Raw genomic sequence first — 20,451 nt, 5'->3', positions numbered from 1 at the left:
ATTTATCGGCGAAACTTCCACAAATATCGGCGAATCTGAGACAGTTATTGGCGAATTTTTCTCACAAATATCGGCGAATCTACACAGATTATCAGCGAATCCAAAATAAATATCACTTACTTAGAAAAAATCTGCTCCCGAACCGTCAATTTCTCAATCGTATTCAAATCAACATCATAACCGATTCCAGGTGCATTCGGAACGGTGATCAGGCCGTCATGGACGGTGACTTCCGGTTCGATGATGTCCTTTTCCCAATAGCGAGAAGAGGCAGCGGTATCGCCCGGCATTGTGAAGTTAGCCAGTGTCGTTAACGCGATATTATGAGCCCTGCCGACACCCGCTTCAAGCATGCCGCCGCACCATACCGGAAGCCCGTGCTTCTGGCAAAGGTCATGAATTCGTTTCGATTCCGTCAAGCCGCCGACCCGGCCGATTTTAATATTAATAATTTTGCAGCTTCCGAGACTAATTGCCTTACGGGCATCTTCCACTGAGTGAATGCTTTCATCAAGACAAATCGGTGTTGTCAGCTGTTTTTGTACCTGAGCGTGATCGACAATATCATCAGATGCGAGCGGCTGTTCAATCATTGTTAGGTCGAATTCATCGAGCTGTTTTAACAGGTCGATGTCGCTTAGACGATAGGCAGAGTTGGCATCAGCCATCAGCTGAATCGTCGGGAACGGCTTGCGGATTTCACGGATGACATCGACATCCCAGCCAGGCTTGATTTTGACTTTAATTCGGCGATAGCCTTGGGTTACCGCCCCGCTGATGATTGTTAAAAGTTCATCAACCGATTTCTGAATGCCGATGCTGATGCCCACTTCGATTTCCTTTTTCTCACCACCAAGGGCTGCTGCCAGCGGGATATTTTGGCGCTTGGCGTATAGGTCCCAAATTGCCCCTTCAATTGCCGATTTAGCCATATTGTTTTTCCGAATTGGCTCAAACAGGTCAAAAACCTCGTCCGGATGATTAATTTCCTTATCAAGCACGAGCGGGATGAGGAAATCCTCAAGAATATGCCAGTTTGTTTTTAACGTTTCTTCATTATAAAGAGGTGACATGAAGGCAACGGATTCACCCCAGCCGGATCTGCCGTTTTCATCCTGGACCTCTACAAGGATGAATTCTTTATCAAGGAACGTTCCGAAGCTTGTTGTAAACGGGAATTTCATTTTCATTTTCAAATGCCTTAGAATGACGTTTTTAATCTTCATTTCTGATCCTCACTTTCTAATGGAAGCGTATCGCGTTTTTTAACTAAATAATAATGGACAGGTTCATCCGCTGTTTTGACAACCTTCACTGCGGCATAGCCTTTATTAAACAGGGTTTGAAAAATACGCCTTGTTTTTAAGCGCCAATCAAGAGCTAGTTCAAGGTGATCTTTCTTGATTTCTTGAAAATGCTTTGGAATAGGGATGAGCCATGCTTCTTGTTCGTTTAACAAAGAAGCGTCAACATTGACTAGCTTTGGCTGGCCGGCCGCCGTCAGCTCGTACGGAATACGTTTGGCAGCAGCCGCATCGTCCATGTTACGCTCGGCTACGTGGCGGCTTTGAATCCACCACTCCACTTGGAATCGGTCGGAGGCTAATCCTTGGTTAAGTGAATCTTCCATGTCTCCGTAACAGTTTTCAATATAAGTGCTGCAAATCGCTTTTAATTTGCTTAAATTTAAAAAGGCATTCACGCTCTCGAGCGGGTCATACGTCCAGGTGATTACCTTGTAACCCTTATCAATGGCCGCTTGTTTTTGTGCCTCTTTTAAAAGAGCACCAATGCCTTGACCGCGCAGGCCCTCGTCGATCCCGAGCATATGAGAGCAAAGGTAGGTGCGTCCGTTTTGAAAACCGGCAAAACCGTAGCTGAAGCCAATCAATTTCTCACCTTGATAGGCGCCGACCATGATTCCGCCGTTTTTCACAGCCGTCAAGGTTTGATGAATCGGGATCGGCTTCATGTTCCATACGGCTTCCTCAAGCTGCTGCACTTGCTGGAGCTCATTAATGGTTGTAAGCTGTCGTAATTCAATTGTTTCTGCCATGTTGTGTTCCTCCCGTTTATGCCCGGAGGCTGCCGGTTGATGTTTTTCCATTGCAGCCGTCTTGCTGATTTTCTTCCTCCAGCCAGGCAAAGGTGTTCAGGATTGTTCTCGTTAAAATTTCGATGCCATCTATTAAAGCGTTCTGGTTAAAGCTCATCTTAGGGTGGTGCAATCCCGGTTGCAGGTCACAGCCAAGACCTAACATGGTGGCTTTTAGCTGCGGCCGCTTCACCGTGTAAAAATGAAAATCCTCACCGCCGCTTGTCGGGCCAGGCTCCACCAGATGCTCTGCTCCAAGTGTTTCCATAATGGCCTGCGCCATTAGCTCATGTGCGACAGGATGAACGCTGGCCCCAACAACTTCCGCTTTTGTTTCCAGTGGAATCTCCACCTCGTACATGGCGGCAATCGCCTTTGTGATGGTTTCGACTTTTTGCGTGATGAATTCCATTGCGTCATTTGTCTGAGCACGCAGATCCAAATGGAACGCGCCTCGCCCGGGGATAAGATTGCTGCTTTCCCCGCCAGCATGAAACTTTGTCATTTTCACCGAGTAAGGAACCATCGGGTTGACATGAATTTTGCTAAGCTCCTGTACAATGGAGGCGCCGATTTCAATGGCGTTCTTTCCTAAATGAGGTCTTGCACCGTGGGCATCCTCGCCTATAATTTCACCGGCGATGAATTTGGCGGCGCCGTGATAAATGGCAGCTGCTGCATCGCCTGATTGTAGTTCTTGGATTGGACGCAGGTGAACGCCGTATAGAAAGTCGAGGTCATCGATGACGCCTTTTTCCACCATGGCAAGCGCCCCGGTTCCTTTTTCTTCGGCAGGCTGAAAAATAAACTTCAGCTTGCCGCTAGGTTGATAGTTTAGTTTTTTCAAAAGCAAAAGAACGCCAAGGGTCATTGTCATATGGGCATCGTGTCCGCAGGAGTGATTGGCTTGAAACGTTCCATCGACCTCCTGCCAGAGTGCATCCATATCGCTCCTTAGTCCTACGGTGTAAGGCCCCTCTCCAAATTCAACAACCAACCCGGTACAATCATCAAAGGTTTGTACATGAAAACCTTCCGCTTTAAGCAGCCTGACAAGATAAGCCGTCGTCCCAGTCTCCTCCCAGCTTACCTCCGGATGCTCATGTAAATAAGCAAATATCTCACGAAGCCTTTGCTTCAAATCTACTAACTGCTCCTTCATAATTTCCTCCTTTTGGAATTTGGTGTCAGGCACCATCCGTGGACAATTGTCCGTCTGGAGTGGACACTTCCGCTCTTTATAGCGGTTCATCGTAGAATAGATGTTTGATATCGAGTGATTCATATTGTTGTTTCCGCTTTTCGAACCGTTGTTTGTCTTGGACGGATACTTTCGCCACGATTGCGTTTAACAATGAAAAGAGTGACGGTGTCGTATCAAGCGTTGATTTGCCGGATGGCGAGATGGTAAGCAGCACATCGGCAAATTTACTGACAGGCGCCACCGGCGAATCGGTGATCCCGATGACCGTCGCCCCCCGCTGCTTGGCCAGCTCAGCCATATGAATCGTTTCTTTTAAATAGCGGTGGAACGAGATGGCAACAAAAACGGAGCGGGCATTCAGCCGGTCAATCACGGCCCCGAGTCCGTCCGTATCTGATTTATATAAGAATATATTTTCCCGCATCAGCCCTAATGTGAAAGACAGCCAATGAGCCGGGGCAAAGGATGACCGCAGGCCGCAAATCAGGATTTGTTCCCCTTCAATAAGATGTTCTACGGCTTTCTGAACATCTCTTTCAGCCATTTGTGATGCGGTTCGGCTAATGTTTTGACAATCCTGTTCCATCACTTGGGCGAAAAAATGTGGCTCATCCAAGAGCTTCAACTTGTTCGAATAATATTGATCCAAGCTGCTTTTTTGCAGCAGCAAGGTTTCGCGCACCTTTTTTTGCAGGTCGGAAAATCCGTCATATTTCAAGGAATAACAAAAGCGGATGACAGTTGTTTCGCTCACGCCCACTTCTGTCCCAATTTGCCCTGCTGACTTGATCGCAAACTGTTGCGGCTGTTCCAGCAAATATTTAGCAATTTTTTTATGACCCTTGGAAAGCTCTGGAAACTTATCTTTGATGCTTTGTTCGAAGTCATGCATGTCAAACACCTTTTCCTGCTAATAATATAATGAAGTTGTCCATTCAAAAATTTGTAAGATGAAGTATAAACTTCACTTTGATAGTATAAAAAGTATCATGATTCTGAAAATTTAGCAACTGATAAACGGAAGAATTTTTCGAAAATTATAATAATAAATTGTAAAAATTGGCGGAATTTGTTAATTGCACCAAACTGCGGTCCTGCTAAACCTCACTTGAGGAATAATAAACTGCTACTGTCATTTTTTAAAATGAGGTTTTAAACTAACGTTTGTTTTGTTTGCTGATGGTTAAATAATATAGGCATAGGGCGGTCCCTTATTATTGCCGCCTAGTTTTTGCAGCATTATAATACTCATACAAGCCATAAGATAAATTGCACTTACATATTGTGGAATGTGGCTATATAAAGGTGGGGATAGCGTGTCATTTAAAAATCAACACAAGTTACTTTCACCAATCGAGCTTAAGAAACTTATGAATGTTTCCGCCTATCAAACGAACCCTATTGTTGTCTGTGTTGGGTATGGTAAACTAACGGACTATAAGAATGGGTTTATTCCGGGGAGCATTTATTTGGATACAAATTTAATAGAGGATGGCCCATTATGGAATCTTGTTTCCATTGAGAAGCTAGAAATCGTTTTAAATCAATTAGATATTTCTAATGAAACCACAGTAATTGTTTACGGGCAACAGATCATGGCTGCCACTCAAGCTGCGTGGGCATTCATGTACGCAGGTGTAGAAGATGTTCGTTTGTTGAATGGCGGAATTGATGGATGGAAATCTCTTGGATATCTTGTGGAAGAACATCCTTCGATCATGCCGGCAAGCAAAGGTCCCTTTAAACTACAACCAAAGTCAAACTATCTTTCTACAAGAAGGGATGTTGAAAAAAGTTTATACGATAAAGATTCTATTGTGGTTGATGTTCGTAGTTGGAATGAATATTCCGGTAAAACCACTGGTTATGATTATATGAAAGAAAAGGGACGTATCCCAAATGCCGTATGGGGATATGCGGGTTCTGATCCATATCATATGGAAGATTTTGAAGAGAAAAATGGTGTCCTCAAAAGTCTTAGGGAAATTAAAGAATTATGGGAGGGATCAGGTATTCCCCCAGATAAAAAGGTGATTTTTTATTGTGGTACCGGCTGGAGAGCAAGTGAAGCGTTCTTTATTGCTCATCTTATGGGATGGCCCAATATAAGTGTATACGATGGAGGATGGATGGAATGGAGTAACGGGGGCAATTCTTCTGCATCATTCCAACGAAAGTTCATTGTAATAAACTATATAGACACAATCCTTAATATAATTAAATGGAAAGGCTTCCCCCGAATACGACTGTTTTACCCTGCAGCTGCCAGGGACAAGGGGGACAGGTCCCTCGTCCCACGACAGGCAAAAAGGTGGGACAAGGTGCCTGTCCCCCTGTCCCATTAGCTGCACTCAGCCTTCACTATGTTAGCGGGTTCCTTTACGGGCTTCTTCCAGATAAGTGTTAAAGCTATTCCCAGAGTTAATATCACAGTCGCGAAGTAGTAAGGGTAGTTAATATCTATATCAAAAAATATCCCACCTAAAATGGGGCCGCTAATGTTTGCTAAACTTGTAAACATAGAGTTCATTCCACCAACGAAGCCTTGTTCGTTGCCGGCGATATTTGAAAGATATGAAGTAACAGCTGGTCGGAACAAATCAAATCCTACAAAAACAAGAAATGTAACAAGTAAAATAGAGAAATAGGAGTGAACAACGGTCATTAAAAAGACAAGGAAGGCTGATAGTATTAAACTGTATCGAATCAGTTTAATTTCACCCCAAATTCTTGTAAGCCGATCAAACAATATGACTTGTGAAATTGCACCCAAAATGGCACCACCTGTGATAACGATGGCTATATCGGATGGTTTAAATTTAAATTTGTGGTCCACAAATAGACTAAAGAACGATTCAAAAGCTGCTAAACCAAAGGATGCAATAAAGATTAAAATAAACGCAAAGAAATATTTTGGTGCAATAATACGTTTCAAGCCACTCCCGCTATATGAGCCTTGTTCATTATGATCTTCTTTACGATTCGGCTCAGATAATAAAATAATGGAAAGTATAGCCGCTAATGTACCAAGTGCACCTGCAAACAAGAATGGTACACGTGTTCCAAATTCCGCTAAGAATCCACCGATACCCGGACCAATAATAAATCCTGTACTAATGGCAGCAGACATATAACCGAGTGCTTTCGGGCGGGTATCCAGATTAGTAATATCAGCAATAAAAGCTGTGACAGCTGGCATAATAAAAGCAGCACTAATGCCACCCAAAATACGAGAAATAAATAACACTTCAATTTCTTTGCCGATCCCGAATAGAAATTCCGAGATACCGAAAATAAATAAGCCAATGACGATCATAATTTTCCTGCCCCAATGATCGACTGCTTTCCCTGCAAATGGTGAAACAATCAATTGAGCAATGGCAAATGCTGCAGTTAAATAACCCACTGTTGTCCCTGTTATCCCTAATTCATTCATCAGTGTAGGTAAGACGGGAATTACCAGACCGATTCCCAAAAAGGCAATGAATAAATTCATTAATAGTAGCCCTAAGGCGACTTTATTATTCTTCATTTTTTTACATTCTCCTTAACCAAACTACATACTCCAAAAAAAACGTAATGTTGTTTATCATTTATTTACAATTTTTATCCTAGTGTATATAGTTACTATATAGTCAAGGCGGTGCTGTCAAAATGAATAAAAAAAATGGTAAGTATTTAACTACTGGTGAATTTGCGAGGCTTTGTAAAGTAAACAAACAGACACTCTTTTATTATGATCAAATTGGACTACTGTCGCCCCTATGGAAAAATGAAAAAGGCTATCGCTATTATTCTATTCACCAAATAGAGCTATTCTTTGTTATTGATTTATTAAAGGATCTTGGTATGTCGCTAAATGATATTCAACATTATATGAAAAATAAATCGCCTGAAAGTTTTTTACAGTTAATGTATCAGCAAAAGCAAGAGATTGTGAAAATGCGTCAGGAGATTGAAATGAAGGAAAAAATGATTGATGCAAAAATAACCTTAATGGAAGAAGCGTCACACCTTGATTTTCAACAAGTTACACTTAAACAACTACCAGAAGCAACACTGTATCTAAGTAGAAATATTGAAAATATATCTGATGAACAATTTGTAGAGGTCATTTCAGATTTTATTAATGAATTGAGCATATCTCAGCTTGATTCGGGATATCCGATAGGTAGTATAACGAAACGAGAGCAGGTCCTAAAGGGGGAATACTCTAATTATAGCTTTTTATATATTGAGCAGCCAAATCCAAAGGTAGGTTATCCGTATTTTAAGGCTGTAAAAGGTGAATTTCTAATTGGATATCATATTGGAGATGAGGAATCAATCAATAAAACCTATAAGCGGCTGTTTTCAGAGATGGAACATTTAAATTTAGCATTAGGAAAGTATGTTTTTGAAGAGTATATTTACGATACAGTTGTCATGAATCATAAGGAACAATATGTGACCAAAATTATGATGCAAGTGGAACAAAAATAATCTTCTATTGTCCTTGAAATTCGAAGAGAAATTCTTAAAGGAATTTTGCGTGAAACTAGCGCACTTTTCTTTCGAAAAATGTTCTAGAAAACAAGAAAACCACCCCGCGCTGGCAAGCATAAGGGTGGTTCTCGAAAATAAATATACACAAACAACCAACACTCTGACAGTAGAGGTTGAAGGGAGAAGTGTTGGTAGCACTTTTCTTTTTTTATTATATATCGTAACTCAAAACGTCACCATACAAACTCAAAGTGAACAGTGAAGGTCTTTCCTGGGTCTGCAGTCTCCTCTACATTGGGGATTTTTACCCCTTCTAGGCTCCCGTACCCTTTCGGAACATAAAACGTAAAGCCTAGAGGATCTGCACCATTAGCAATAGCTTCAAAATATTTATTGATCGAATCAGGATTGCTGGTATTATCATCTACATCATTATCAGGAATTTTATCGCCATATTGGATATCATCACTATCAACGTTAAATTGAGAAATATTCCCTGTGTAAGCCCCTGCATTTAGAACTTTATCGGCATATTGGAAAGCACTCCCGTATAGAGAGCTAAGGCTGATGTTCTTGGGAGATTGGGATCCGTATATAAAGCTAGTAATGAGTACATACTGGGCTGTATGCCAGCTGGGCCACATGCCATTACCATAACTCATTCCTGAAATAAAAAGGTCTTCCTTTACGTTTTCAGATTGTGACATTATAAATGCTTGTGCCAATCCACCTTCCAGAATCATATCGCTCATAAAATTGTGACCGTGCGGGTTCCAATTTTCATTAGTATATTTTATTAGGCTATTAGTGATAAAATTACGTTTGAGATCGCCATATGGTTGAGTTGCCAAAATATCGAGAGAATAGGTCAGTATGACTATTTGAGCTGTCTCATTTCCTCGCCCCTTCTCATCGTAATCGATTACGCCGTCATCATTCTCGTCGAAGGTATCTATGAGATTTTTAAAGAGCGAGGTACCGGTTAGTTGATCGCAGGCTTTTGCATAACTAAAAACACCCTTTTGAAAATCCTGGAGAATTGTACCATAATTAAAATACATAGTGTGCGTCATAAGTTCAAGGAATTTTTTATCATCGATCCTGCCAAGATGACCCTTAATAGAAGCCAATGGTGTCCTGGTCAAACTATCCCAACCTACGACATAGTACTTCTGCTGTCCCACCCCTCGCTCCTCTGCATAACGATACAAGTTATACCTGAACAGAGGCGAATCAAGCCCAATTTGTGTTTCTATATTTCTTCCTTTAATAACGGCTTCAGGCGAATGATGGACAAACTCTGTAGGCCATTGATTTACCTTCTGAAGCTTCAGTGCTTGATCCATGGGAACCGTCTTGAAACAGTATCTGGCGCAGAAAAGATCGAGGGCTACACAATCCAAAGAGGACCAAACATAGCCTTCCGGAACTCTGACAGCAATTGGGTCACCATTATGGTTTAGATTTATAATATTTATACCATCAATAACATGCAGCATGAACACATTCTGGCTTTGCACTGCCAGGATCACGTCGGATTGAACTCCCGAAAGTCCATCCGTCTTTGTAGCGATATATTTTCCGGTCTCATCTTTGACAGGTAAATGAGTCTCAGGATCTATCTTTAAAACCCAGGGCGAATGTGGTAACTTATCTTTATAGCTCGGAACGATTTTGGACGAAGAATATTTCTGAGTAGGATAAAGGCCGATACCAAGGTTCTTGATCGCATTGGTTATCAGGTCTTGTGCATGCATTTTTGTTTTAGGGACGTTAACCAGTACGCAGCCTGGATAATCTTTTAAGTCTTTTTTGTCATGAGGATCTCCACCAACAATTACTTTGTGAAGGGTTATTTCCTTAAAAACAGTTCCACCGGGCACTGCTACCGTTCTTTCTTTTATGAACCCATCATGAAGCTTGTTCAGGTCATAGACCATCAGTCGATCTCGAGCTCTTCCTGGTGGAATGAACCTTCCTGCAACGCTGTCCTCGTAGCCTTTCATAGGATCATCTTTATGGGATGAGGGATGACGCTCTGATAGGTACTTGCGAACAAAGAAAAATCCCCACCCACCGTAGAAATCTCCACTTCGTCCTTCAATAATTGCTTCTGTTGTAATGATTTTTCCTTCGGTTTTGCTTAAAAGGGATGAAAATAAGAAAGTACTTGTAGAAGCCTCACCAATTGCCATCTCGTAATAGCTGATATTTAGTTTGTCGTGGAACCATCTCATTATAGCGGCGATTAAAGGCCATTCAGTCACTGCGGTTGCAGCTATGTCTTCGCCATGTGTTGTTGGATTGATCACTAATGGACTGACCAGGTTTGGTTTGAAAAACAATTTCTTACCCGACCTAATCTGTTTTTGCACCTCCTTACCAAAAGAAGTCTCCTTGTCTAGTCCTGCTAACGCATAGTTTAGATTTGAATATATATAATCAATCTTTTTTTTGATCTGTTTCCAGGCATGGTTATCGTTGTCATTGATGACCTTCTGGAGCAACATAGGTATTTCACCATAGGCTTTAGAAACATCCATCCTAACACCAGAGATAGGCTCTCCCTTATAATCGACATGCACTTTCCCCAATGGTGATTTGACAATTTCGGGCTTCAATTTATTCACTCACTTTCTGCAAAGATTTCGGACAAGGTGAAATCAAATAATTCTAATACGGTCCACGGAACTCCAAAATTTCATCTTTACTTCTAAAGATTATATCTGTCTTGGATGTTGATTAGCACTTCCTTAAGGCATAAACTTTGAAAGCGAAAATAATCGATTATTTCACCATATATCCCTATCTGTATATACTTATGCCACCTCATACTTGTCTTATAAAAAACTGTTTACCTAAAAAAATTCCCGTAGCGTTCAATATAATATTTACAACCAGTGAAGCAATTTTAATGATACATTCCTCGGAATCTAATCCATACAAAGTAATCATCCGATATATGTCGAGGTTTATAAAATTGGAGAGTTAAAGTTCCCGGAGATAACTGGGGAATTTGGTTGCAAACCCAAGGCTATCATACCCGTGTCTAATCCGTTTTTTGTTTCGTATCGCTAGGCGATATATATGAAAATCCCCGGATTTTGAACTTTAAGAAGGGGGGAATGGTATACGATATGAATCTGAAAAATAACAAAAGGTACCAATGAAACAGAAATTACAATACCCGATACATATCAAAATTTTGATTCTTGCCCACAATCATTTAAAAATCATAATGTTCATTGTAAAAGACAAACAGAAACGCATATCGCATGGTAAATTCAATTTATGGTGGTGTTATTCAAATTTCAACAAATTCCCGGGAAATATCTACAAAATATGAGGGGATATCGACAAAAATAAAAGCATTAAAATGGCCAATTATTTTTTTGTCGAAGATTGATGAATTTCAAGTGCTCAGTGTGTTAGTTAATAAATGTTCAAAAGTTATTTCCTTCAACCCCAGTGGCACTCTATATCAACTGCTTAGACATTTATCGCCCATTTTCTTGTATGTGTTGACCGTTTTTCTTTAGTTATACGAACGGACCAGTTTCTTCTACAAAGAATAGACGTTTAAAAGCCAAAAGGATCGGTTAATTATTATGATCCTTGAAAGTTTCCTTGGATTCATTTTGCTCTTCTATTTTCCTGAATTGAATATCATCACTGATTTTCCGTTCATGCTGGTTCTTCAATGTGAGTACAACCGCCTTCCCATCACTGGGCGACCCATCCGAAAAATCCATAGGAAATAGCGAGAAAAACAACATATAAAAGGAGAAATAGATAAACTGATCCCAAAAAACGGACTTATCCAGGATTCCTTCAGATACGAGATTTTGTATTAAAAATATACCTGCCAGATTGAATAATGATCCTCCAAGGTAAATGAAGGTGTTCGTCACACGGTTATCATGCCTTAACGATTTAAACTCGCAGGCCCCATTCCAAAAGTAATATCTCCTTAATTCCACATTCCAAAAGGAACATACGATCGGCCCGCATCCGATTTTGATTTTTTTCTCGGATCCCCCGAAAAGCGTAGCAAAAAAAATATGTCCGCTTAAATGGATAAGAGTAACCATCGGAAGAATCACAAAAAAAGAGATTAAAAATTTTATAATGTCACCGAATCCAAACATATCGCTCCCCCTACAATACAAGATGTCAATTCGTTTGAGTGTGTAAAGGATGTTATTTATGTACGTACCCGATAAACAAAGAATATAACTAAAAAATATTAGAGTATAAGGGGAAGGCTGGATCGATTAAAGTTCTTTAAAAGCTAAATCATTTGGACGCCAATATTTTTCCACGGCTAAAGGGGAGTTGCATTGAATTATCAAGAATAATCCTCTAAATAACCGAAGAGCTGGGTTTCAGGAAGTACCCGGGCAAAATCATGCTCATTTTCAGACTGCGTTCCTGTCTCGCCCTGAATTAAAACAAGCGCTTATTTCTTTTCGGAAAAAACTTTTTAGAAAACAAGAAAACCACCCCGCGCCGTAGCACTGCCATCACAAGCAAAGGGTGGTTCGCATAAATAACGTAAATTTCTACAACTATCTCCATGTTCCATGGAATCAACGGTGTGTTCTTCTATCAGCTATTTATAAATATTTAATTTTATATTCGAAAACTGCTGTGGTATATAAAATTTGTTATACATTAATGGATAATCTGCATTGCCGTAAAGGCTTTCTAATAGTAGAAAACATTCATTTCGGCCAATTAGTTTTTCTTTTTGATCGGCTAGATTCACGGTATGGGTGTACTTTATTTCCATTTCTCCGTGATTTGCATTCTCATAGGCTTGATTCTCTAGAAAATCGAGCAGTAGCTCCTTATTATCTAAGTCCAAGGATAACCTTTCGACCGTTTCCATGGACATGAACGTAAAAGCATAGCCTACCAAATCGTTCCCTTTTCGATACAAACGTTCGATTGCTGCTACTCCAGATAAATCTCTTTTCAATACTTGTTTTGTATATTCTGTTTGCGTTTCCAGTCGGTAATGGGTATCGATTCTGTCAAACGTGCTGATATGGCACTTGTGCATAGGGTTACTTAGTTTTTCTAACTGAACACTAGCCTGCTGCTTGTAAAAGGAATCGATAACAAAGTTGCCCTTCCCGCGAATATTTCTTACTAATCCATCATCCTGCAAAAGTGCTAAAGCCTGTCTTAATGTTGCGCGACTAACTCCCAGTTTTTTTGCTAAATCTGGTTCAGAAGGGAGTCTGCTGCCTACAGGAAATTCACCTTTTGAAATTAGAAGAAGAAGCTCGTCATATACATATATATACAGTGGTCTTTTCAATTTATCTGGTATCGTTGTATTCATTCAGTCAGTCAGTTCCTTTATTTAAGAAATGGTAAGAAAGAATGACCGTTTTCAGGCATTTCCACATCGAAATTGTCTGCGATCGTTGCACCAATATCAGCAAATGTATCATTTTCAGGTAATTTGCCAGAGTCCATTAATTGCTTCGAGTAAGCCAGCACGGGGATAAATTCACGTGTATGGTCTGTACCTGCAAATGTTGGATCATTGCCATGGTCAGCCGTAATGATTAACAAATCATCTTCTCGAATAGATTCTAACACTTCATCTAAACGTTTATCAAATGCTTCTAAAGCTTTCCCGTAGCCTTCCGGGTCACGGCGATGGCCATATAGGGCATCGAAATCGACTAAATTTAAGAAGCTCATTCCTGTAAAATCCTTCTCGATGACTTCGAGCAATTTGTCCATGCCATCCATATTGTCTTTCGTACGAATGGCTTCTGTAACCCCTTCACCATCAAAGATATCATTAATTTTTCCGATGGCGATGACATCATATCCTCCATCCTGCAGACTATTCATGACGGTTTTACCAAATGGTTTTAATGCATAGTCATGACGATTGGATGTTCTGGTAAAGTTCCCAGGCTGTCCCACATATGGTCTAGCGATAATTCGACCAATTAAATAGGCAGGGTCTTTGGTGATTTCTCGAACCTTTTCACAGATATCATATAATTCTTCTAGAGGGATGATTTCTTCATGGGCTGCAATTTGCAGTACAGGGTCAGCGGATGTATAGACAATCAAATCTCCCGTCTTCATTTGATGCTCCCCATATTCATCAATGATAGCTGTTCCACTTGCAGGTTTATTCGCTACTACTTTACGGCCTGTTATTTCCTCGATTTGCTTTATTAATTTGTCTGGAAAACCATTTGGATACACATTAAATGGTTTATCAATATTTAACCCCATGATTTCCCAATGACCTGTCATAGTATCTTTGCCAACTGATTTTTCTTGTAATTTCGTATAATAGGCAAAAGGTTTGTCCGCTTTTGGTACACCTGGGATTTCTTCAATATTAGACAGACCTAATTTCGCCAGGTTAGGTACATTCAGTCCATTCATATACTCTGCAATGTGTAACAGTGTATGAGAGCCGACATCATTAAATTGCTCGGCATCTTTTCCTTCTCCGATCCCTACTGAATCCATGACAATTAAGTGTATACGTTTAAATTTCTTCAAGCTGCTCGCTTCCCTTGATTTAATGTTTTATTGTCTAATTTACGACCAACTAATAGCCAGAATAAAATAATAGCTAATAGAGCAATTCCTGCAATAATCAGTATAATCGAACCATAATTCAATGCGACTGAATTAGCTGTCGTAAATTTTAAAAAGCCAAATTGTAAATCCTTCTTATCTATTAAAAACGATGAATACGTGAAACCAGCTGACATCGCAATATTGATGCATAAATTATAGAATCCTAATGCTGCCCCTGCTTTTTCAGTTGGAACTTTTTTAATACTTGTATCGATTAACGGCGCATATAACAAGGCAAAGCTGCATGAAAATAGGATTAGTGAAATAACAAATAATGCAATAGATGTATCTACAAAGAAGGTACCCATTAAAATACTGATCGTAATTAAGCTCATGGCTAAATAAACACATTGCTTGCTGCTTAAATATTTCCCTATTTTCCCTGATAACGCCCCAACTAATGCTGCTAACAAACATGCTGGAATGAACATCAATGAAACAGTATCCAATTTAATATTATATACAGTGGTTAACAAGAACGATAGTGTATTTAGCGCATAAGCAGCATAAGTAGAATAAATGATAAATGCTACAATTAATACAAATAAAAATTGTTTGTTTTTGAAGAATTCAATGGTGATAAAAGCATTTTTCTTTTTAGTAATATAAAATAAGAACACTATAACAGCTGCAATGAAGAGAATAAACAGTTCCCAATTGAAATAGGACATATACAACATGATGGAAGTAGCCACTGCTGCGATTAAAATAAGTCCAATAAAGTCTACATTATTTTTCTTTCTTTCTTCTTTTGGTAAATATTTAAGAATGAATGGCAGTAATAATAAGCTTAGTAAAGGAATTAAAAACAAGTTTTGCCATTGCAGATAAGTCGAAACAAATCCGCCTGCTAAGATACCAATAACTGTCGCCAGCTGGTAACTGCTCGTACTAAAGCCCATATATTTTTTTTGATCTTCCGGACTTGCGTATTTAGCGACAAAAATTAAATAAAGTGTTTCTGTTGCCCCTAAACCGGCAGCTTGAATGATTCTTGAAACAACGATTAACCAGTAATTCGTGTGTACAATGTAACCAAGTAAAGATCCTGCGCAAATTAAAATAATCCCCGCTGCCAGCAAATTTCGTACACTAATCGAATCAGAAAGAGATGAATAAACAACTGCACCGATCCCAATGACTAGTCCTGCCAGCGTTACTTGCCAGCTTACCGTACTTGCTGATACACCAAAATACTTTACTAAATCGGGAGAAATAATTTTAAAAGAGTTATCGATAACGAGTGAAAAAATCATTAATGTTAATATAACCGGAACTATTTTGCTTACGTTTACAATCGATTGTTTTTCAATTGAGCTATTCATGATGAATATACCTCCGCTAATATGCATGATTCTATGATGGTTTTTAATAAAGTTAATATAAGATAACGCTTTCCACTAAGTAATGTTGGCTTATCCGCAAGTGATGACTATCTATCGGCAAGTAAAAAGGTGCTACACGCAAGTAAATTACGAATGCGCAAGTAATGTAGTCATCGACGCAAGTAACAGCATGCTATCCGCAAGAAAAAGGGTGCTACACGCAAGTAAATTATGCATGCGCAAGTAATGTAGTCATCGACGCAAGTAACAGCCTGCTATCCGCAAGAAAAAGGGTGCTACACGCAAGTAAATTACGAATGCGCAAGTAATGTAGTCATCGACGCAAGTAACAGCCTGCTATCCGCAAGAAAAAGGGTGCTACACGCAAGTAAATCTCACCTGCGCGTGCAACAATTGTTATGACAAGCATCTTTCACATTTATGATGTGAAAGATGCTTGTCTAAATTACTCACCAATTTACGCCAGCTCTAATGCGATCTCCATCATTTTCGTAAATGCTGTTTGACGTTCTTCGGGAGTAGTGTGTTCTCCTGTAATTAAATGATCACTCACCGTTAAAATACATAGAGCATTTACACGTGCTTGGATGGCATTCCAATATAATGCAACAGATTCCATTTCAACACTCAAGATTCCGACATCCTGCCATTTTTTCATCACGGTTGGATCAGCATGATAAAATACTTCGCTTGATAAGATGTTCCCGATATGAACCTTCTGGCCTTTTTCATCAGCAACTTTCTTTGCTTTTTGCAAAAGTTCGAAGGAAGCCGTTAATGGATATTCTCCAGGTAAATTAAATTGATGACCATAATTGGAATCCGTTGCAGATCCCATGCCTAAAATAACGTCATATAAATTAATGTCTTCTTGCATGGCACCACATGTACCGATTCGAATTAAATTTTTAACCCCAAAGACATTAATTAATTCCCAAGAATAAATCCCCATGCTTGCCGGACCCATTCCGGTTCCCATAACAGAGATTTTCTTTCCTTTGTACGTACCTGTGTACCCTAACATTCCTCTCACTTCATTAAAGCACTGGGCATTTTCTAAATAGGTGTCCGCAATAAATTTTGCTCTTAAAGGATCCCCAGGTAATAGAATTGTTTCAGCTATTTCTACACCGTTTGGTTTAATATGAGGTGTTTCTTTTGTCGTAACCATCGTTTTTTTGCTCCTTTAGTTTGTTGAAGTTTAGACATGTCTATTTTTTAAACAAGTTAAAAATATCATAATTTATTGTTTGGTGCAAGCACTTTCATGGCGAACAGTACCTTGCTGAAATTAAGGTAAGATTTGGATTTTGGTGGGCGAGAGGTGCTGTATGGATGGAACCGCAATGGCAGCAGATGGTAAGCAGATTGCACATATTATCCGCAATCCGAAAAAAATAGTTACACCTAAAATGTAAGGAAGAAGTTACTCAAAATAGGAATAATAAACATGGTGGAAAATGGGGATGTTGCTTTAAATTATGAAGGAGGACGCCTATAGCAGTCCTCCTTCATAATTTAATAATTTGTTTCATATCAGGAATTCCCTTGGTTCTCTTTCTAAAAATAAAAACTAAGGCAAAATTATAATCGCATCAGCAACCGGGCGTTCACCGCTTGCATCCGATGGGGTGTTTATCAGCTGTCCATTGATCGCCATTGCGGTCGATCCGCCGCCATCTAAATTTATCGCATCCTTTGCCCCTAATGCTTTCATGAGCTTTGCGCTTTCTTCAAAACTGAGCCCGATACTTTTTTCAGGATTTCTTCCATCTACTGTTACCAATAATAAATTTCCATTTGGTTTAATTCCCACCAGCGTTCGTGGGTGTCGATAGATTCCAAAGCGGTAGAAGAACTCCTTATCATGGTAAAATCCTTCTTTTGCAGCTGTTAGGGCAATCTTATGATTTTCTAACAACTGCGGTCCGCCATTGATAATATTTGTCTGTTCATTTAGTGATACTTTTCCTTTTTCGCTAAACAGTTCGGTTTGAACAGATAATTTCATTCCAAGTTTGGCATGTTCCTTTAGCCATTCAACAGCCTGACCCGTTCCAGCGATAACGGATCCGTTCACCGGAATCTGTCCGCCGAGCTGCTCACGGACTGCGGTAACTTCGCCCGTTTCATTTAGTACTACTTCAAGTCCGTCTCCTGATGGTGTTTCCGTTCCGTATATCGATGTAAACTGTATTAATTCGCTCAAGTCTATACAGGTTACATCATGCATCGGCTGCTCAGAAACAAGATCACCACCGACACCGCCACAGTTTCGAATGAGGCCATTTTTTCGATTTAATCCATCTAATTCTCGCGTTGCACCATCTGAGGAGTGTACATTTAAATATGTAGATATTGATTTGATTTGAGCCTTTTCTTTGGTGCCAGATAGAATAAGGCTTGAGCGCTGGTTGATGGCTTCACTTATGAGCTGTCCATTTAGAACTGAAATCCCAGCAAGGTCTCCAGGTGTTCCATCTGTTGCTCCCACAACAAAATATCCTCCATTGATGGCTGCCAAGGCATTCAAACGTTGAGCGATACTGGATACAGTTTCTTTGCCACTTATTTGATCCATCGCGAGGGCCGTAGAAATTTTCCCCTTAAACTGATTCTTGTCAATCTCAAGTACTTGGATGGACCAAGGACCAGTAACACTTTCATCATCATAGCCTGAATAGGTTGTCTTTAACCCGGAAAAGCCGGCAGCCGCTATTTGTTTTCTTAACTGATCGGCCTCTGATTGTACCTTAAAGCTGCCAACACGAACTAAGTAGCCGAGTATCTCTTTTTCAATATCATTATGTGGACTATTCCTAATGGTAAGGATCATAGGCTTAAAGCCTTTGGATACAAGCCGATTTGCCATATCGTTTGCATTGGAATATTCAGCAGCGAAATCTACATCCACTGTAAAGTAACTCTCAGAGCTTTTTTCTCCCCTTATAATAGAGGTATGGGTTAGACCGGGGGCCAAAACCTTTGTATTTCTCTGTTCTATTAGACCAGATTCTCCAAGAGGAAGCTCCCTTGCTTGATTAAATTCCTGAGATTCTGCATAAGCAGTAGAGTCGTCTAGTTGAAATGAGGCTGTCATAGGTGATAAAACGGCAGCTAAAGTAAGAGGCACCAACATTATTTTTTTTGCTAGAAGTGTTTTCATTTTTTTCTCCTTTCAGCGTTTTTTCCATTCTAGCAAGGGAATGTTTGGATTAGATGGTTCTTTAGTAAAGATCATGTAAATTATTGGGGGAGGTAATGGTGGGATTTGAAGAGAAGGGAACAACATGCTAGCTTTAGGGATACTCTGAAGCTATATGCTGATTTTCATCAGCCTTACCCAAACAAATGAGTAAGGCTGACGAAAATTGTTAAATTGCTTTTTTAAAAGTAAGGGATTTTCCTTTTGTCTCTTTTACTACCATCATACTTAAAATTGAAATGATACTTGATAGAACTAAATAAATTGAAATTGGGATCGAGCTGTTAAATGTTTTTAGCAGACTTAATGAAATTAATGGAGCTAAGGAGCCTGCTAAAATGGGTGCTACTTGATAGCATAAAGACAAAGCTGTATATCTGATATGGGTAGGAAATAGCTCTGTCATTAAAGCTGAATATGGTGCATACGTCATCGATTGAATGAATAAACCAATCGTTATGGCCGTCATGATGATCCAGTCATTGCCTGTATCCATCATTGGAAACCCAATAAATCCCCAAAACGCTGTTAATATGGCTCCTGTAATATAGATGGGCTTACGTCCCCAAATATCGCTTAAGTGTCCCATTAACGGAATAAAGAAAAAGTGAATTGCATGGGCACCAAACATTAGTAATAAAATTTGTGAAGTATCTTTATTGACCACAAGTTTTAAATAACTAATGGAGAACGTTACAACCATATAGTATAAGATGTTTTCCGCAAAACGGGCCCCAATACCAGCAACAATCGCTCTTTTATGATATTTAATCACTTCTATAATACCTAATTGCTGCTCCTCTAATTGAGCTTGTTTTTCTTGTGCCTCTTTGAAAACAGGGGCATCATCTACACTTTTTCGAATCCAGAGGCCAATTAGTACTACAACTGCAGAGAACCAAAATGCTACACGCCAGCCCCAGTCCATAAATTGCTCGGTGCTTAAGCTTTTCGATAAAATTAAGAGAATAATAGTGGCGATTAGATTACCTAGCGGGACGCCTGCCTGCGGCCAGCTGGCCCAATAACCGCGTCGATCATCAGGGCTGTGCTCAGATACTAAAATAACCGCTCCTCCCCATTCTCCGCCAAAAGCAAAACCTTGAACTAAACGTAAACTAACGAGTAAGACAGGAGCCCAGTAGCCAATATGATTGAATGTTGGAATACATCCCATTAGGAATGTCGTAATTCCAACGATAATTAAACTAAGCTGTAATAATTTTTTACGCCCAATTTTATCACCATAATGTCCAAAAACTAATCCTCCAATAGGTCTGGCTAAAAAGCCTACTGCATAGAGCGCAAATGCAGCCAGGATTCCGTCGATAGCGCTTCCAGTCTGCTGGAAAAACAATTCTCCAAAAACTAGAGCAGAAGCGGTACCATATAAGAAAAACTCATACCATTCAGCTACAGATCCAATCATAGATGCAGCAACAACTTTTTTAAGCACCTTATTATCTGCTTTCACCATATTAACTCCCCC

Annotated in this window: 15 protein-coding genes; 2 read left to right on the top strand and 13 right to left on the bottom strand. The window is 39.8% G+C overall.

All coding sequences use genetic code 11. The features are described 5' to 3' along the window. Positions 1-116: 116 nt before the first annotated feature. From menC to A6749_RS10010, 4 genes are all read right to left on the bottom strand, one after another. Positions 117-1,226, bottom strand: coding sequence for an o-succinylbenzoate synthase (gene menC, locus A6749_RS10025; RefSeq protein WP_066388864.1), 1,110 nt, complete (start codon positions 1,224-1,226; stop codon positions 117-119). Continuing rightward, positions 1,223-2,056, bottom strand: coding sequence for a GNAT family N-acetyltransferase (locus tag A6749_RS10020; protein ID WP_066388862.1), 834 nt, complete (start codon positions 2,054-2,056; stop codon positions 1,223-1,225). The genes menC and A6749_RS10020 overlap by 4 nt, the downstream gene beginning before the upstream one ends. 16 nt (positions 2,057-2,072) lie before the next feature. Next, positions 2,073-3,257 carry a M20 peptidase aminoacylase family protein gene (locus tag A6749_RS10015; RefSeq protein WP_066388861.1) on the bottom strand — a complete coding sequence of 395 codons (1,185 nt, stop codon included), beginning with the start codon at positions 3,255-3,257 and terminating at the stop codon, positions 2,073-2,075. Between the two features lie 76 nt (positions 3,258-3,333). Then, positions 3,334-4,191, bottom strand: a complete 858-nt coding sequence (locus A6749_RS10010; RefSeq protein WP_066388860.1) for a MurR/RpiR family transcriptional regulator — start codon at positions 4,189-4,191, stop codon at positions 3,334-3,336. A 424-nt stretch (positions 4,192-4,615) separates the two neighbouring features. Here A6749_RS10010 and A6749_RS10005 point away from each other — a divergent pair, with 424 nt between their 5' ends. Beyond that, the gene (locus tag A6749_RS10005; RefSeq protein ID WP_066388851.1) at positions 4,616-5,644 is read left to right on the top strand and encodes a sulfurtransferase; all 1,029 of its coding nucleotides are present in this window, start codon (positions 4,616-4,618) and stop codon (positions 5,642-5,644) included. Here A6749_RS10005 and norA read toward each other — a convergent pair. Then, positions 5,641-6,831: a multidrug efflux MFS transporter NorA gene (gene norA, locus A6749_RS10000; RefSeq protein ID WP_066388848.1), complete on the bottom strand. Its 1,191-nt coding sequence runs from the start codon at positions 6,829-6,831 to the stop codon at positions 5,641-5,643. The genes A6749_RS10005 and norA overlap by 4 nt on opposite strands. A gap of 122 nt (positions 6,832-6,953) precedes the next feature. Here norA and A6749_RS09995 point away from each other — a divergent pair, with 122 nt between their 5' ends. Further along, positions 6,954-7,781 (top strand): MerR family transcriptional regulator, encoded by an 828-nt coding sequence (locus A6749_RS09995; protein WP_066388847.1) that lies wholly within the window; start codon positions 6,954-6,956, stop codon positions 7,779-7,781. Between the two features lie 236 nt (positions 7,782-8,017). Here A6749_RS09995 and A6749_RS09990 read toward each other — a convergent pair whose 3' ends face one another. The 8 genes from A6749_RS09990 to abaF form a co-directional block, all read right to left on the bottom strand. After that, positions 8,018-10,414 carry a DUF362 domain-containing protein gene (locus A6749_RS09990; RefSeq protein ID WP_201787873.1) on the bottom strand — a complete coding sequence of 799 codons (2,397 nt, stop codon included), beginning with the start codon at positions 10,412-10,414 and terminating at the stop codon, positions 8,018-8,020. A 969-nt stretch (positions 10,415-11,383) separates the two neighbouring features. After that, positions 11,384-11,932, bottom strand: a complete 549-nt coding sequence (locus A6749_RS09985) for a hypothetical protein (RefSeq protein ID WP_066388846.1) — start codon at positions 11,930-11,932, stop codon at positions 11,384-11,386. Between the two features lie 464 nt (positions 11,933-12,396). Further along, entirely contained in the window at positions 12,397-13,134 is a 738-nt protein-coding gene (locus A6749_RS09980; protein WP_066388844.1) for a GntR family transcriptional regulator, read from the bottom strand. A gap of 17 nt (positions 13,135-13,151) precedes the next feature. Then, positions 13,152-14,330, bottom strand: a complete 1,179-nt coding sequence (gene deoB, locus A6749_RS09975; RefSeq protein ID WP_084797769.1) for a phosphopentomutase — start codon at positions 14,328-14,330, stop codon at positions 13,152-13,154. Continuing rightward, on the bottom strand, positions 14,327-15,736 hold the full coding sequence (locus A6749_RS09970; RefSeq protein WP_066388842.1) for an MFS transporter: 1,410 nt from the start codon (positions 15,734-15,736) through the stop codon (positions 14,327-14,329). The genes deoB and A6749_RS09970 overlap by 4 nt, the downstream gene beginning before the upstream one ends. 478 nt (positions 15,737-16,214) lie before the next feature. Next, positions 16,215-16,928, bottom strand: a complete 714-nt coding sequence (gene deoD / locus A6749_RS09965; protein WP_066388840.1) for a purine-nucleoside phosphorylase — start codon at positions 16,926-16,928, stop codon at positions 16,215-16,217. Between the two features lie 402 nt (positions 16,929-17,330). Further along, the gene (locus tag A6749_RS09960; protein ID WP_066388838.1) at positions 17,331-18,923 is read right to left on the bottom strand and encodes a phosphodiester glycosidase family protein; all 1,593 of its coding nucleotides are present in this window, start codon (positions 18,921-18,923) and stop codon (positions 17,331-17,333) included. A 208-nt stretch (positions 18,924-19,131) separates the two neighbouring features. Continuing rightward, positions 19,132-20,439, bottom strand: a complete 1,308-nt coding sequence (gene abaF, locus A6749_RS09955) for a fosfomycin efflux MFS transporter AbaF (RefSeq protein WP_066388836.1) — start codon at positions 20,437-20,439, stop codon at positions 19,132-19,134. Positions 20,440-20,451 lie beyond the last annotated feature (12 nt).

The organism is Neobacillus mesonae (assembly GCF_001636315.1).
GTDB classification, from domain to species: domain Bacteria; phylum Bacillota; class Bacilli; order Bacillales; family Cytobacillaceae; genus Neobacillus; species Neobacillus mesonae.
This window is presented reverse-complemented; position numbering and strand designations above follow the sequence as displayed.

Bases quoted from the DNA above. Each gene is read 5' to 3' on its own strand.
- deoD (WP_066388840.1), bottom strand. From the start codon at position 16,928: ATGGTTACGACAAAAGAAACACCTCATATTAAACCAAACGGTGTAGAA.
- A6749_RS09960 (WP_066388838.1), bottom strand. From the start codon at position 18,923: ATGAAAACACTTCTAGCAAAAAAAATAATGTTGGTGCCTCTTACTTTA.
- A6749_RS09985 (WP_066388846.1), bottom strand. From the start codon at position 11,932: ATGTTTGGATTCGGTGACATTATAAAATTTTTAATCTCTTTTTTTGTG.
- A6749_RS09995 (WP_066388847.1), top strand. From the start codon at position 6,954: ATGAATAAAAAAAATGGTAAGTATTTAACTACTGGTGAATTTGCGAGG.
- A6749_RS10015 (WP_066388861.1), bottom strand. From the start codon at position 3,257: ATGAAGGAGCAGTTAGTAGATTTGAAGCAAAGGCTTCGTGAGATATTT.
- norA (WP_066388848.1), bottom strand. From the start codon at position 6,831: ATGAAGAATAATAAAGTCGCCTTAGGGCTACTATTAATGAATTTATTC.
- A6749_RS09970 (WP_066388842.1), bottom strand. From the start codon at position 15,736: ATGAATAGCTCAATTGAAAAACAATCGATTGTAAACGTAAGCAAAATA.
- A6749_RS10020 (WP_066388862.1), bottom strand. From the start codon at position 2,056: ATGGCAGAAACAATTGAATTACGACAGCTTACAACCATTAATGAGCTC.
- menC (WP_066388864.1), bottom strand. From the start codon at position 1,226: ATGAAGATTAAAAACGTCATTCTAAGGCATTTGAAAATGAAAATGAAA.
- A6749_RS09980 (WP_066388844.1), bottom strand. From the start codon at position 13,134: ATGAATACAACGATACCAGATAAATTGAAAAGACCACTGTATATATAT.
- A6749_RS10010 (WP_066388860.1), bottom strand. From the start codon at position 4,191: ATGCATGACTTCGAACAAAGCATCAAAGATAAGTTTCCAGAGCTTTCC.
- abaF (WP_066388836.1), bottom strand. From the start codon at position 20,439: ATGGTGAAAGCAGATAATAAGGTGCTTAAAAAAGTTGTTGCTGCATCT.